At 64.2% G+C, this 12,551-nt stretch carries 15 protein-coding genes and 1 pseudogene; 6 read left to right on the top strand and 10 right to left on the bottom strand.

The window, feature by feature from the left end; translation table 11 throughout:
• From AC2FL1_RS22765 to AC2FL1_RS22755, 3 genes and pseudogenes are all read right to left on the bottom strand, one after another.
• Positions 1–270, bottom strand: a pseudogene (locus AC2FL1_RS22765) (4-(cytidine 5'-diphospho)-2-C-methyl-D-erythritol kinase); the annotation flags it as partial.
• Complete coding sequence (locus AC2FL1_RS22760; RefSeq protein ID WP_496825345.1) at positions 260–1,966, bottom strand: tetratricopeptide repeat protein; 1,707 nt, start codon at positions 1,964–1,966, stop codon at positions 260–262. The gene AC2FL1_RS22760 and the pseudogene AC2FL1_RS22765, both read right to left, overlap by 11 nt.
• 175 nt (positions 1,967–2,141) lie before the next feature.
• The gene (locus AC2FL1_RS22755; protein ID WP_496825344.1) at positions 2,142–3,788 is read right to left on the bottom strand and encodes an electron transfer flavoprotein-ubiquinone oxidoreductase; all 1,647 of its coding nucleotides are present in this window, start codon (positions 3,786–3,788) and stop codon (positions 2,142–2,144) included.
• 231 nt (positions 3,789–4,019) lie between these two features.
• On the opposite strand from AC2FL1_RS22755, the gene AC2FL1_RS22750 reads away from it, so the two are divergent.
• On the top strand, positions 4,020–4,328 hold the full coding sequence (locus AC2FL1_RS22750; protein ID WP_496825343.1) for an EthD family reductase: 309 nt from the start codon (positions 4,020–4,022) through the stop codon (positions 4,326–4,328).
• 7 nt (positions 4,329–4,335) lie between these two features.
• Here AC2FL1_RS22750 and soxR read toward each other — a convergent pair whose 3' ends face one another.
• A complete protein-coding gene (soxR, locus tag AC2FL1_RS22745; protein ID WP_496878438.1) occupies positions 4,336–4,791 on the bottom strand; it encodes a redox-sensitive transcriptional activator SoxR in 456 nt (151 codons plus the stop codon).
• Between the two features lie 84 nt (positions 4,792–4,875).
• Here soxR and AC2FL1_RS22740 point away from each other — a divergent pair, with 84 nt between their 5' ends.
• The 3 genes from AC2FL1_RS22740 to AC2FL1_RS22730 all read left to right on the top strand — a co-directional run bounded on the left by AC2FL1_RS22740 (position 4,876) and on the right by AC2FL1_RS22730 (position 6,883).
• Positions 4,876–5,256 (top strand): VOC family protein, encoded by a 381-nt coding sequence (locus tag AC2FL1_RS22740; protein ID WP_496825341.1) that lies wholly within the window; start codon positions 4,876–4,878, stop codon positions 5,254–5,256.
• Positions 5,257–5,391: 135 nt separating this feature from the next.
• Complete coding sequence (gene greA, locus AC2FL1_RS22735) at positions 5,392–5,862, top strand: transcription elongation factor GreA (protein ID WP_234137209.1); 471 nt, start codon at positions 5,392–5,394, stop codon at positions 5,860–5,862.
• Positions 5,863–5,875: 13 nt separating this feature from the next.
• The gene (locus AC2FL1_RS22730) at positions 5,876–6,883 is read left to right on the top strand and encodes a hypothetical protein (protein WP_496825340.1); all 1,008 of its coding nucleotides are present in this window, start codon (positions 5,876–5,878) and stop codon (positions 6,881–6,883) included.
• Between the two features lie 24 nt (positions 6,884–6,907).
• On the opposite strand, the gene AC2FL1_RS22725 is transcribed toward AC2FL1_RS22730, so the two are convergent.
• The 5 genes from AC2FL1_RS22725 to AC2FL1_RS22705 all read right to left on the bottom strand — a co-directional run bounded on the left by AC2FL1_RS22725 (position 6,908) and on the right by AC2FL1_RS22705 (position 11,042).
• Positions 6,908–8,167: a molybdopterin-binding protein gene (locus tag AC2FL1_RS22725; protein WP_496878437.1), complete on the bottom strand. Its 1,260-nt coding sequence runs from the start codon at positions 8,165–8,167 to the stop codon at positions 6,908–6,910.
• Positions 8,164–8,964: a molybdopterin guanine dinucleotide synthesis gene (locus AC2FL1_RS22720; RefSeq protein ID WP_496878436.1), complete on the bottom strand. Its 801-nt coding sequence runs from the start codon at positions 8,962–8,964 to the stop codon at positions 8,164–8,166. Before AC2FL1_RS22720 ends, AC2FL1_RS22725 begins: the two co-directional genes overlap by 4 nt.
• Positions 8,961–9,452 carry a molybdopterin-guanine dinucleotide biosynthesis protein B gene (gene mobB / locus AC2FL1_RS22715; protein WP_496878435.1) on the bottom strand — a complete coding sequence of 164 codons (492 nt, stop codon included), beginning with the start codon at positions 9,450–9,452 and terminating at the stop codon, positions 8,961–8,963. Before mobB ends, AC2FL1_RS22720 begins: the two co-directional genes overlap by 4 nt.
• Positions 9,449–10,090, bottom strand: a complete 642-nt coding sequence (mobA, locus tag AC2FL1_RS22710) for a molybdenum cofactor guanylyltransferase MobA (RefSeq protein WP_496878434.1) — start codon at positions 10,088–10,090, stop codon at positions 9,449–9,451. The genes mobB and mobA overlap by 4 nt, the downstream gene beginning before the upstream one ends.
• A 61-nt stretch (positions 10,091–10,151) precedes the next feature.
• A complete protein-coding gene (locus tag AC2FL1_RS22705) occupies positions 10,152–11,042 on the bottom strand; it encodes a formate dehydrogenase accessory sulfurtransferase FdhD (RefSeq protein ID WP_496878433.1) in 891 nt (296 codons plus the stop codon).
• A gap of 49 nt (positions 11,043–11,091) precedes the next feature.
• Here AC2FL1_RS22705 and AC2FL1_RS22700 point away from each other — a divergent pair, with 49 nt between their 5' ends.
• On the top strand, positions 11,092–11,808 hold the full coding sequence (locus AC2FL1_RS22700) for an AzlC family ABC transporter permease (protein ID WP_496878432.1): 717 nt from the start codon (positions 11,092–11,094) through the stop codon (positions 11,806–11,808).
• A complete protein-coding gene (locus AC2FL1_RS22695) occupies positions 11,805–12,137 on the top strand; it encodes an AzlD domain-containing protein (protein ID WP_496878431.1) in 333 nt (110 codons plus the stop codon). Before AC2FL1_RS22700 ends, AC2FL1_RS22695 begins: the two co-directional genes overlap by 4 nt.
• Positions 12,138–12,145: 8 nt before the next feature.
• Here AC2FL1_RS22695 and AC2FL1_RS22690 read toward each other — a convergent pair.
• A partial coding sequence (locus AC2FL1_RS22690) for a hypothetical protein (RefSeq protein ID WP_496878430.1) occupies positions 12,146–12,551 on the bottom strand: 406 nt, incomplete at its 5' end.

Raw genomic sequence — 12,551 nt, 5'->3', positions numbered from 1 at the left:
GAGCCGTTTCGTCAGGGTGATCGCAGCGCCACGGTCAGGTGCCAGCAAGCGCGCGGCACGCAGGACCAGATTGTCGGGCTCAGCGTCAAGCCCGCCCGCTTCGGGCCCGTCGATATCGAGGCTGAGCCGATCCGCCGGGACGACCCGCACCGTGTCACCGATATCCGCGAAGACAACCAGTGAATCGAGCAGGTGGTAGCCGTCGTCACGCTGGCCGGTCACGTGCAGGGTCAGGTTGATCTTGGCGGGCGCAAAGACCTCAATCGCCATTGGCGACCTTCAGCGGCGGCACGCCCTCCTCGGCCAGAACCCGGTCGAGGCCGATTTCCAGCTTGCGGCGGATACGGTCCGGATCGGCCTCTCCATCGGTATCGTCGGGTTTGATGAAGGAGAGCGCGCGTTTCCACTGGAACTCAGCCTCGCGCACACGACCCACCGCCCAAAGCACATCGCCCAGGTGATCGTTGACAACCGGATCGACCGGCATCAGCTCGACCGCGCGCTCCATATGCCCAACCGCCTCGTCATAGCGACCAAGCCGGAACAGAACCCAGCCGAGGCTATCAACGATATAGCCGCTATCGGGCCGCGCAGCGACCGCGCGTTCGATAAGATCCAGCGCCTCGTCCAGCTTCTCCTGCTTTTCGACCAGCGAATACCCGAGGTAATTCAGCACCTGAGGCTGATCCGGGTTCAATTCCAACGCGGCCCGGAAATCGGCTTCGGCGCCGGGCCAGTTGCCCAGACGCTCGTGACAGATTCCGCGCGCATAATACAGGAACCAGAGGTTCGGTGCGCCGGCTTCGGTGAACTCCAGCGCCTTGTCATAGGCGGCGGCCGCGCGGTCATAGGCCTCTTGCTGGCGCTCCAGATCACCCAGCGCCACAAAGGCCTGCGGTTGCGTAGGATAATCCTTGGCCAGTTTCTCCAGCACCTCGATGGCCGCGTCCGGTTTGGCCGAGCGGCGCAGCGCCTCGGCCCGGCCCAGTTCGGCGGCGTGATAGTCGGGGCTGTCGCTGGGGATCTGTTTGTAGGTGGCCACGGCCAGATCGTACTGGCCAAGTGATTCCAGCAGTCCCGCCGTCATCAGCAGCGCGTCGATATGGTCGGGGCGCAGATGCACCGCAGAGCGGATATAGATCAGGGTGAAATCATCGGCCGCTTCGCCATTCAGGGCGGCGCCGATGGTAAAAAACACTTCAGCCAGACCGTCCCGGACCGAGCGGACCAGAGAGAAGGGCAGCGTTTCGCCCGCTGCCAGACGATCGGCGATATCGGTCAACGCCGGGTCGAAACTGCCGTTGAATACGTCGGCCAGCATTTCGAGTGCCTGGTCATTCCGATCCAGTTGCGACAGGATCTCGGCGCGGGCCAGGGCCGCTCGCCGCGAGATGGTGGTCAATGCCCCGTCATCGGCGGCGAACAGCGCCTCGGCACCTTCGAAATCACCAACCGAGGCCAAGGCCATCGCCTTGTGGTAATTGGCGAAACCGCGCAACCCGGCCTCGTCCGCTACCTTGTCGAACTGCGCAAGCGCACGGGCGACCGAGCCCAGCCCCATCTCGGCCCAGCCTGCAACCAGACCATCGACCAGCTTGCCCACACCCCGGGTTTCAGGGTCGCGGTCCAGAACCTCCTGATAGCGTTCCTCGGCCAGCAGATGAACCGCGATGGCGATATTGGCAACCTGGCTTTTCAGCCCTGCCTCCTGCATCAGTTGCGCGATCGGATAGGCCTGCTCGTGGCGCCCAAGCGCCAGCTGAGACAGAACCATGTTTTCCATCAGGGCCGGGTTCTTGGGATCGAAGGTGAGCGCCCGCGCGAAGTAATCCGCAGCAGCCGAGAAATCATTGTCATAAGCCGCCTGGCGCGCGGCCAGATACGATCCCGCGCCCACATCCGCTGACACCGGCAGCGCAAGCGCCGAGACCAGTACCGCCGCCACCGCTTTTTTGACCAGAGACATCGCCAAGGATCCGCCTTTTCCTGCTGCTTTCCCGCAAAGCTAGGGCGTTGCGGGCGCGGGTGCAATGGCTGGGGGGGCTGGGATCGATAAGCAGCAATAAAGTTCCGGTCATCTGCACAAAAGAAAACACCGGGCAACATGTCGGCCCGGTGTTTGTCTGCGTATCAGCGCCCGATCACATGTTGGGATAGTTCGGACCGTCGCCGCCCTGTGGGGTGACCCAGGTGATGTTCTGGCTGGGGTCCTTGATATCGCAGGTCTTGCAGTGCACGCAGTTCTGGAAGTTGACGACAAAACGCGGGCCGGCCTCGTCCTCGACCACCTCGTAAACGCCTGCCGGGCAATAGCGTTGCGCCGGCTCGTCATATTTGGGCAGGTTCACCTTGACCGGCAGGTCGGGGTCGGTCAGCCGCAGGTGGCAAGGCTGGCTTTCCTCGTGATTGGTGGCGGCAAAGGACACGTTGGTCAGGCGGTCAAAGGACAGCACGCCATCGGGCTTGGGATAGTCGATGGGCTTGTGTTTGCTGGCATCCTCGGTCGCGGCGGCGTCGGTCTTGCCATGGCCCAGAGTGCCGAACAGCGAAAAGCCCAGCGTATTGGTCCACATGTCGAACCCGCCCAGCGCCAGGCTGGCGGTCAGGCCCCATTTCGACCACATCGGCTTGACGTTACGGACCTTCTTCAGGTCCTTGCCGATGGGGCCGCTGCGCACTTCGGTCTCGTAATCGCTCAACTCGTCCGACTGGCGGCCCGCCTTGATGGCGGCATGGGCGGCCTCGGCCGCGGCCTTGCCCGACAGCATCGCATTGTGGTTACCCTTGATACGCGGCACGTTGACCATACCGACCGAGCAGCCGAGCAGCGCCACGCCGGGCGCCACCATCTTGGGCATCGACTGGTATCCGCCCTCGGTGATGGCGCGGGCGCCATAGGCGACGCGTTTGCCGCCCTTCAGCAGTTCGGCCACCATCGGGTGATGCTTGAAGCGCTGGAACTCCATGTAGGGGAACAGGTGCGGGTTCTTGTAATTCAGGTGCACCACGAAACCGACATAGACCTGATTGTTGTCCAGGTGGTAGATGAACGACCCGCCTCCCGCATTGCCGCCCAGCGGCCAGCCCATGGTGTGAGTGACCGAGCCTTCGCGATGCTTGGCCGGGTCGATCTCCCAGATCTCTTTCATGCCGACGCCGAATTTCTGCGGCTCTTTGCCTTTTTGCAGGTCGTATTTGGCGATCACTTCCTTGGCCAGCGACCCGCGCACACCTTCGGAGAGGAAGACATACTTGCCGTGCAGCTCCATCCCCGGCTCTGTGTTGGGGCCATAAGAGCCGTCGGCCTCCAGGCCAAAGACACCGGCGACCACGCCCTTGACCTCGCCATTGTCACCATAAACCAGTTCGGAACAGGACATGCCGGGGAAGATCTCGACCCCCAGTTCCTCGGCCTGTTCGGCCATCCAGCGGCAAACATTGGCCATCGACACGATGTAATTGCCGTGATTGTTCATCAGCGGCGGCATCGGAAAGTTGGGGATGCGGATCTGTCCCGCCTCACCCAGCATATAGAAGTTGTCGTCCTTGACCGGCACGTTCAGCGGCGCGCCCTTTTCCTTCCAGTTGGGGATCAGCGCATCCAGACCGCAAGGATCCAGCACCGCGCCCGACAGGATATGCGCGCCCACTTCCGAGCCCTTTTCCAGCACGACGACGTTCAGGTCGGCATCGAGTTGTTTCAGACGGATAGCCGCCGACAGGCCAGCCGGACCCGCCCCGACGATCACCACGTCATATTCCATCGCTTCGCGTTCAATCTCGGCCATCGTGACGCTCCTTGGCTTTGGTTTGGCTTTCCGGTCGCGGGCCGGACGCAATAAAGTTTCGCGCTTGATTACAGGCTATGCAGGTCAAGCGTCAATTGAAACGCGAGGTTATATTCGCACATGCAGCAATTCCCGCGCCCGATAAGGGTTCTTGCGGGCCTTTCAGGATAATTTGCCGCAACCCCGGGAATCGCCCTACTCTGCCCTCACCCTTTTATCTGGAGAGATTGAATGCCCGTATCCTTGCAAGTCGCCTATCCCGCCCGCGACGACACCAGCTTCGATTACGACTACTACCTCACCACCCACATGGGTCTGGTCGCCGAACACATGGGCCCCCACATCCAGAACACGGTTGTGACCAAAGGTTTGGCAGGCGGTCCCGATACGCCGCCCCCGTTCCACGCGATTGCCACCATCGTTTTCGCCGATCAGACCGCGATGAATGCGGCAATGGCCGCCGCCGGGCCGGTCGTGGCGGATATCCCGAATTTCTACAACGATGCGCCGCAGATGCTGATCGGCGAGGTGGTCGGCTAAGCCCGCGTCACAGGTCCCCGGTCTCGTCCAGAACCAACCGGGGGCCGGGTCCCTTGCTCCCGGCGCGGTCGGCCGGATTGTATAGCGCGCAATTGGGCAGGCTCAGGCAACCGCAGCCGATACAGCCATCCAGATTGTCACGCAGCCGCTCCAGCGTCGCGATGCGCTGGTTCAACCGATCACGCAGGGCGATGCTGATGAGGGTCCAGTCGGCGCGGGTGGGGGTGCGGTTGCCCGGCAGACCGGCCAGAACCCCTCGAATCTCGGGAAGGGTCAGCCCCAGCTGTTGCGCGATCATCACAAAGCTCAGCCGCCGCAGGTCGGCGCGCTGATAGCGCCGCTGCCCGCCCGCATTGCGCCAGGGCGTGATCAACCCTTGGGTTTCGTAATAGCGGATCGCCGACACCGCGAGCCCGGTGCGCCCTGCCAATGCGCCGATAGAGAGACCTTCGGATGCGGGCATATTTTTTTCCTGCACAGACCTTGACCTAAAGTTAGGTTTAGAAATTATCTTCACTCGTGGCAACAGAGCAAAAGGAAGATTTTCATGAAGGCCACACTGGAACACGCAAACTTCACCGTCGCCGATCCCAAGGCGACCGCCGCCTGGCTGAACTCGGTCTTCGGCTGGGAAACCCGTTGGGAGGGCGCCGCGATGGCGGGGGGCTATACCGTGCATGTGGGCGATGCCCATACCTATCTGGCGCTTTACGCCCCGCCCGCGCCGGTCGCCTCGGCCGAGACCAGCTATGACGTGATCGGCGGGCTGAACCACGTGGGGGTGCTGGTCGATGACATCGACGCGACAGAGGAACGGGTGCGCGCGGCCGGGTTTAGCCCGCATAACCACGCCGATTACGAACCCGGGCGCCGGTTCTATTTCGACGATGACAATGGCATCGAATTCGAGGTCGTCAGCTACGCCTGAGGCGGGGTTCTGCCCAACCACCGCTTGTCCCCTCTTGCATTCCACGCCCGGTTTGGGTCAGGTAAACAGCAACCCAACAGTCGCCCCGGCGCATCGCGCGGCGGGGCGACGCAATTTGTGCGTGGACAAGACGATATGGAAAAGATTCCCATGACGCCTTCGGGCTTTGCCGCCCTCGAAGCCGAGTTGAAACAGCTCAAGAGCGTCGAGCGCCCCGCAATCATCAAGGCCATCGCCGAGGCCCGTGAACATGGCGATCTTTCGGAGAACGCCGAATATCATTCAGCTCGCGAGAAGCAGTCCTTTATCGAGGGCCGCATCAAGGAACTGGAGGGCGTTCTGTCTCTGGCCGATGTCATCGACCCCGCGAAACTGACCGGCGCGATCAAGTTCGGCGCCCGTGTGACGCTGGTAGACGAGGATACCGACGAGGAAAAGACCTGGCAGATTGTCGGTGAACACGAGGCCAATATCGAAAAGGGCCTGTTGAACATCAAATCACCGATTGCCCGCGCGCTGATCGGCAAGGACGAAGGCGACAGCGTTGAGGTCAAGACGCCCGGTGGCCAGAAGTCCTATGAAATCCTGAGTATCGAGTACTCCTGACGGAGCATCACCCATGTCCGGCCCGTCGCCAGACCCAGACCCCGCCCGCAATACACCGCTCGGGCTCTATGATCGGCCCCGGCGCGCTTCGGTGACCGGCATCGAAATCATCGCCATCGTACTGACCCTGCTGTGGCTGGCCGTGTCGGTCTATCTGTTCGCTTTTGCCGATACGGGCGCGGGGGGCGGCATAGGGTTTCTGGTGACCATGCTGGCAATCTTCATGCCGGTGGCGATGATCTGGGTTGCCGCGACCGCGGCCAAGGCCAGCCGGGTGATGCGCGAGGAAAGCCAGCGCCTGCAAGCAGCGATCGACGCGATCCGCCAGGCCTATATCACCCAGCAACAGAAACAGGCCGCGGGACACGAACCCTCGGTCGCCAAAAAGCTGGACGAAATCGCAGCCGCCGCCAAGAAGACCGAGACCACGCTGGCCACCTTTTCGACCTCGCGGCGCGCGCGCGCCCTGCCCATCCCGGCTGCCGCGCCGGAAAGCGCCGAGGATCAGGGCCTGCTCGCGCTTGGCACTCCGGCCGAGTCACTTTCGCCGCCGATCTCGACCGAAGACCTGATCCGAGCCCTGCATTTCCCGGAAACCGCCGAGGATGTCGAAGGCTTCGCCGCACTGCGCCGCGCACTCAAGGACCGGTCAGCGGCACAGCTGATCCAGGCCGCGCAGGACGTGCTGACCCTGCTCAGCCACGAGGGCATCTATATGGACGATCTGCGCCCCGACATGGCGCGGCCCGAAATCTGGCGCCAGTTTGCCCATGGCGCGCGTGGCCGTGCCGTTGCATCGCTGGGCGGAGTGCGTGACCGCTCGTCGCTGGCGCTGACCGCTGGCCGGATGAAGCAGGATCCGATTTTTCGCGACGCGGCGCATCATTTCCTGCGCCTCTTCGACCGAATGTTCGCCACCTTCGAGGCACAAGCCAGCGATGCCGAGATCTCGGCCCTGGGGGAGACACGTACCGCACGCGCCTTCATGCTGCTGGGCCGGGTGGCGGGCACGTTCGACTAACCCCGCGCCCGCCACCCTCAAGATCTAGAGTCCGAAACTCCCATAAGGAATGAACCGCACCGGGTCGCCGGGGCGGATATGGCACGCTTCGTCACCGATTTCGACAAGCCCCTCGGCCCAGCTAAGCCCGCTGACCCGCCCCGACCCTTCGGAGGCGAAAACCTCGACCCGGCCCTCACGGATGCGGGCACGCAGATATTCGCGTCGTCCGGGTTTCTTGCGTTTCTCGAACCCTGCTGGCAGGTCATACCCTTGTGGCGCACTCCAGGTTTCACCCGCCAGAACCGCCATCGCCGGGCAGGCAAAGACCAGACTGCACACCATCGCGGCAACCGGGTTACCCGGCAGACCAAAGACCGGTTTTCCTTGCCACAAGCCCAGCGCCAGTGGGCGCCCCGGTTTCAGCGCGATGCGCCATTCCTGCATCGCGCCGGCCTCGCGCAACAGCGCCGAGACATGGTCCTCGTCCCCCGCCGAGGCGCCGCCGCTGGTCAGGATCACATCCGCCTCGGCGGCCGCCCGGTCCAGGGTCGCGAGCAGGCTCGCCCGGTCATCCGGAACCCGCCCCATGTCGCACACCCTGTATCCCAGACGCTGCACCAATGCGCAGAGCATCGGCCGGTTCGCGTCATAGATCTGGCCTCGCCCGGCCTCTGCCCCTGGTTCGGTCAACTCGTCGCCGGTGGACAGGATCGCCACCCGCAACGTGGCCCGCACCGCCACCTCGGCAATGCCGACCGACGCCAACAGCGCCAAATCGGCGGGGGTCAACCGCCGCCCTTCCCGCAGCACAACCGCACCTGCGGCCACATCCTCGCCTGCCTTGCGGGTATTGGCGCCACGCTTGAGCGGCCCGCGAAAGGCGATTTCACCCGTGCCCAAAGTCACGTCTTCTTCAAGGATCACGGTCTCGACCCCCTCAGGCAGGGCCGCGCCGGTCAGCACCCGCAAGGCCCGGCCCGCAGGTAGCACCCCGTCAAAGGGCACGCCAGCCGCTGCGCGGCCCTGCTCCAGCGGCATAACATGCGCGCCCTCGGGTACCGCCCCGGCAAAGCCATAGCCATCGACCGCACTGTTGGCCTGCGGCGGACTGGCGCGCAGCGCCACCGCATCCGCTGCCAGCACCGCGCCCAGCGCCTGCGCCACCGCGCGCGTTTCGATCCCGGTCGCCGGCCCCAATCTGTCCCGCAGCATTTCCAGCGCCGTATCGACCGGTGTCCACTCGACCCCGGCGGGCAGGGCAAAGCAATCGTTGCGCAGCGGCGGCGGTTTCAGCCCGGTCATGTCTGGTTCACTCCCAATATCCAACCCTCCTCGGGCGCGGTGACATCCAGCAGGGACCCGAGCCTTGCCAGCGGCAGAGCCGCCAGGTCCCCTGCTACTCGCTCAACCTGCCAGGCATCCTTGATGCGGTCCGATGGCCCTTTGCCCAAGGTCAGCGAAGGCCAGATTTCCACCAATGCCACCGGCTTGTCCAACCGCTCGAAGGGCCAAACACCTATTTGCCCGCCAAAGCGACGCCGCAACCGCGCCAGCACCGGCAGCCCCATCATCACCTGTCCGCCTACCGCCCCCGCCCCGGCCATCTGCCAGCAGGTGAAAGTACCCGGAGCACGATGCTCGACCACGCGCCGGTCGGGAAACGGAGTGTGGTAATCCTGCTTGGTTCGAGGCAGCCCGGCGATGTCGCGTTTCAACCCATTGGCCCAGAACGGACCCTTGCCGCCTAGCCCCCGATTGACCTCTCCGGCCAGATCGAACCGGTTATTCGCTGCGGGCGTATCCTCGATTCGGGCCTCGAACCAGTCCCACAGTCGCAGCGGGTCGTTCGACCCGCTCACCGCCCCGGAAAATCCCGCCGGATAGCCAAATGGAAAATCGAACCCCAGCATAAGTCGCCGCCCGGCAGCCAGCACGGTTTCGATCAGATCGCACAGCCAGTTCTCGGCCAGCCCCCGGTTCCGGAGATAGACCGGCTCCTCCCCCGCGACACATGCCCAGATCGCATCCTTACGCGGGCGCGGGCCGGTATCGTTGCCGCCCGACCAATCGACCATGGCAAAGGTGTCAAAGGGTATCACAGCCCGACCTCGGAGAGGATGAAATCGGCAATCGCTTTTGTGTCGTTCAGATCGAACACCGGCCGGTCGAGCGTCAGGGGTGTATCGCTTGCCACAGCGCGGATGGTCGGGTCTCCCGGCGCGATCAGCTCCGTGCCCGCCTCGGCCCGGAACGCCTCGACCTTGGTATGGCCCTCGCGCTTGTAGCCCTCGATCAGCACCAAATCGACCGGAGACAGACGCCCCAGCAGTTCGGCCAAGGGGGGTTCCACCGCGCCGCGCAACTCGGTCATCTGCGCCACGCGATAACCCGAGGCAAGGATCACCTCGGACGCGCCCGCCTGCCGGTGTCGCCAGCTGTCGCGGCCCGGATGGTCGACGTCGAACGAATGATGCGCATGCTTGACGGTCGAAACCGTCAGCCCGCGCCCAGTGATCTCGGCCACCAGACGCTCCATCAGCCCGGTCTTGCCTGCGTTCTTCCAGCCGGTGACGCCATAGACCCTCATGCGCGCTCCAACAGGGCTTCGGCCCGGGCCAGGTCCTCGGGCGTGTTGACGTTGAAGAAGGGATCGAACGGCTCGGCCTGAAACAGCGCCTCGCGCCCGCCATGCCGGTCGGTCCACAGAACCACCTTGCGCAACCCGTCGTTAAGCGCCGCGCGCAGGTCGTCGCGCAGGGCCACGGGCCAGAGACCGAATGTCGGATGCCGGTTGACCTTGCCCCCCGATTTCAGCACCGCGCCGTCTCGCGGAGTTGTGGCCAGTACCAGCGGATGCGCCTGCCCCTCGGACGCCTCGACCAGCCGCGCCACCAGATCGCGCGGGAAAAACGGCGTGTCGGCGGCAGCAGTGACAATGCTGTCGGCCCCCTGCCCCGCGGCCCAATCGAGCCCCGCGAGCATCCCCGCCAGCGGCCCGGCAAACCCCTCGACCGTGTCGGGTAGCACCGGCAGGCCGTACTCCGCAAATCGCGCCGGATCGCCATTGGCATTGAGCGCCAGTCCCCCGACCTGCGGCGCCAGCCGGTCAATCACATGGCCCAACAGTGGCCTCCCGCCAAGCGGCAACAGCCCCTTGTCGCCGCCACCCATCCGGGTGGCGAGCCCCCCGGCAAGGATCACGCCCAACGGTCTACGTCCTGTCATGCCCTCTCCTTCCGTGCCGGAAAACGCGCGCTTTCCGGTCCGAATTTCGCGCGAAATTCGGTCACCCTTCCGCACTCTTCCGGCGGTGTTTCCTGTCCTCCCCCGGCACGCTGTCCGGATCCGCGTCCCAGACCAGCCGCTCGGCCCCAGACAGACAGACAAACCGTTGCCCACGCATCCGGCCAATCAGGGTCAGCCCCACCTGCCGCGCGATCTCGACCCCCCAGGCGGTAAAGCCCGAGCGCGAGGCCAGCACCGGGATGCCCATCATCGCGGTCTTGATCACCATCTCGGATGTCAGCCGCCCGGTGGTGTAAAGGATCTTGTCACCCGCCCCCTCGCCCGTGGACAGCATCCAGCCCGCAATCTTGTCCACCGCGTTATGGCGGCCCACGTCCTCCATATAGACCAGCGGCCGGTTCTCGCGGCACAGAACCGTGCCGTGGATGGCCCCGGCCTCCAGATACAGCGAGGGCGTCCGGTTGATCCGCGCCGCCAGATCGTAGAGCCACGAGGTTCGCACCTCTACCTGAGGCAAGCGCACCTCTTCCAGCCCCTCCATCATGTCGCCGAATACCGTGCCCACGGCGCAGCCGCTGGTGCGGGTCTTTTTCTTCAGCTTTTCCTCGTGGCTGGTTTCCACCGCGGTGCGCACCACGACGGTTTCCAGATCCTCGTCGTAATCGACGCCGGTGATCTCCTCTCCAGGCTTAAGCATCCCCTGATTACGTAGGAACCCCAGCGCCAGATATTCGGGGTAATCCCCGATGGTCATGGCGGTCACGATCTCCTGACTGTTGAGGAAGATCGTCAGCGGCCGTTCCTCGACCACCGAGATACGCGCGGGCGCGCCGGTCTGGTCCAGCCCCTCGACCGCGCGGGTCAGGCGGGCGGCGCCCGGATCGGGGGCGATTATGTAATCCGACAGGTCGTCCGAGATAGCCAATTGCAACCCTTTCGATGGCCCGGTACAGCGGTTGGGCTTACTTTAGGATTTAGGCATGTCCTTCACCACATCCAAATCCGTCTACTGGAAGGGTTTTCGCGATGGCGCGCCCTTCATCATGGTGGCGGCCCCTTTTGGCACCCTGTTCGGCGTCTTTGCGACCGAGGCTGGGCTGAACCTGGTGCAGGTGATGACCTTTACCGCCACCGTCTTTGCGGGCGCGGCACAGTTCACCGCGCTGCAACTCTTGCTCGATGACACGCCGACGCTGATCGTGCTGTTGTCAGCGCTGGCCGTAAACCTGCGTGTGGCGATGTATTCCGCCGCGCTGACGCCTTATCTGGGCGCGGCCCCGCTCTGGCAACGAGCGGTGGCCGCCTATTTCACGGTGGATCAGTCCTATGCCCTGTCGGTGGTGCGGTTCGAGACCGAACCGGACCTGACCGTGCCGCAGCGGATGGCCTATTTCTTTGGCACCGTGACGCCGCTGGCCCCCGCCTGGTATCTGGCGACCTATCTGGGCGCGGTGCTGGGCACCCGCATCCCCGACAGCTGGGCGCTGGATTTCGCCCTGCCGATTACCTTTCTGGCGATGATCGGGCCGATGCTGCGCACCCTGCCGCATGTGATCGCGGCGCTGGTGGCAATCGTGACCGCGCTGCTGACGGCCGGTGTGCCCTTTAACCTGGGCCTCTTGATCGCGGGCACCGCCGGCATGATGGCCGGCGCGCAGGCCGAATTGATGCTCGCCCGCAGGAGCAAGAACACATGACCGAGATCGCCCCAACAACCATGTGGATCGTCATCGCCGGGCTTGCTTTTGGCAGTTTCGGCCTGCGCTTTGTCTTTATCGGGCTGGTGGGCGACCGTCCGCTGCCCGACTGGCTGCTGCGGCACCTGCGCTATACGGCCGTGGCTATCCTGCCCGCGCTGATCGCGCCGCTGGTCATTTGGCCGCAGGCCACCGGCGGCCAGCCAGATGCGCCCCGGATGAGCGCGGCGGCAGTGGCGCTTGCCGCCGGATACTGGTCGAAAAACGTGCTGGTCGCGATCTTTTCAGGCGCAGGCACGCTTTACTGCCTGCTCTACCTGCTGGGCTGAGACAAGGCTCAGCCCGGCTGGTTCAGCTTGGCGTTGTTGGCGGCCAGACCCTTTTGCAGGTCGGCGTCGTCCTGCTCGTAATACTTGTTTGTGACTGCACCGGGCAGCGAACCGAATTGATCTGCCAGTTTGGTCGGCTGGAAAGTCACGTCAATTGCGGCCAGCCCCGGAACTTGCTGCAACAAACGGGCCGTGAAATTGGCACAATAAGCCCCCGGCACCGGCCCCATGCTGCGGGCCAGACGATAGGCCGCCTCGGCCTGCTCGGGTGTTACTTCCAGCTCTTGCACCACCACATGATGGGTTTCTCGGGCGTGCGAGCCGCGATAGGCCCGTTCAACCGCCGGAGTGATGCCGAACAGAACATCGTTCTGCTCCGGCACGATATCGGCCCAGAACGACCCCGCCGGGTCA

It is taken from the genome of Ruegeria sp. YKSF070 (assembly GCF_059612725.1).
The sequence above is the reverse complement of the archived record's forward strand: the minus strand, read 5'-3'. Positions and strand labels throughout refer to the sequence as shown.

Coding starts and splice junctions, on each gene's coding strand:
- AC2FL1_RS22760 (WP_496825345.1), bottom strand. CDS start 1,966: ATGTCTCTGGTCAAAAAAGCGGTGGCGGCGGTACTGGTCTCGGCGCTT.
- AC2FL1_RS22755 (WP_496825344.1), bottom strand. CDS start 3,788: ATGGCCGAGATTGAACGCGAAGCGATGGAATATGACGTGGTGATCGTC.
- AC2FL1_RS22750 (WP_496825343.1), top strand. CDS start 4,020: ATGCCCGTATCCTTGCAAGTCGCCTATCCCGCCCGCGACGACACCAGC.
- soxR (WP_496878438.1), bottom strand. CDS start 4,791: ATGCCCGCATCCGAAGGTCTCTCTATCGGCGCATTGGCAGGGCGCACC.
- AC2FL1_RS22740 (WP_496825341.1), top strand. CDS start 4,876: ATGAAGGCCACACTGGAACACGCAAACTTCACCGTCGCCGATCCCAAG.
- greA (WP_234137209.1), top strand. CDS start 5,392: ATGGAAAAGATTCCCATGACGCCTTCGGGCTTTGCCGCCCTCGAAGCC.
- AC2FL1_RS22730 (WP_496825340.1), top strand. CDS start 5,876: ATGTCCGGCCCGTCGCCAGACCCAGACCCCGCCCGCAATACACCGCTC.
- AC2FL1_RS22725 (WP_496878437.1), bottom strand. CDS start 8,167: ATGACCGGGCTGAAACCGCCGCCGCTGCGCAACGATTGCTTTGCCCTG.
- mobB (WP_496878435.1), bottom strand. CDS start 9,452: ATGAGGGTCTATGGCGTCACCGGCTGGAAGAACGCAGGCAAGACCGGG.
- mobA (WP_496878434.1), bottom strand. CDS start 10,090: ATGACAGGACGTAGACCGTTGGGCGTGATCCTTGCCGGGGGGCTCGCC.
- AC2FL1_RS22700 (WP_496878432.1), top strand. CDS start 11,092: ATGTCCTTCACCACATCCAAATCCGTCTACTGGAAGGGTTTTCGCGAT.
- AC2FL1_RS22695 (WP_496878431.1), top strand. CDS start 11,805: ATGACCGAGATCGCCCCAACAACCATGTGGATCGTCATCGCCGGGCTT.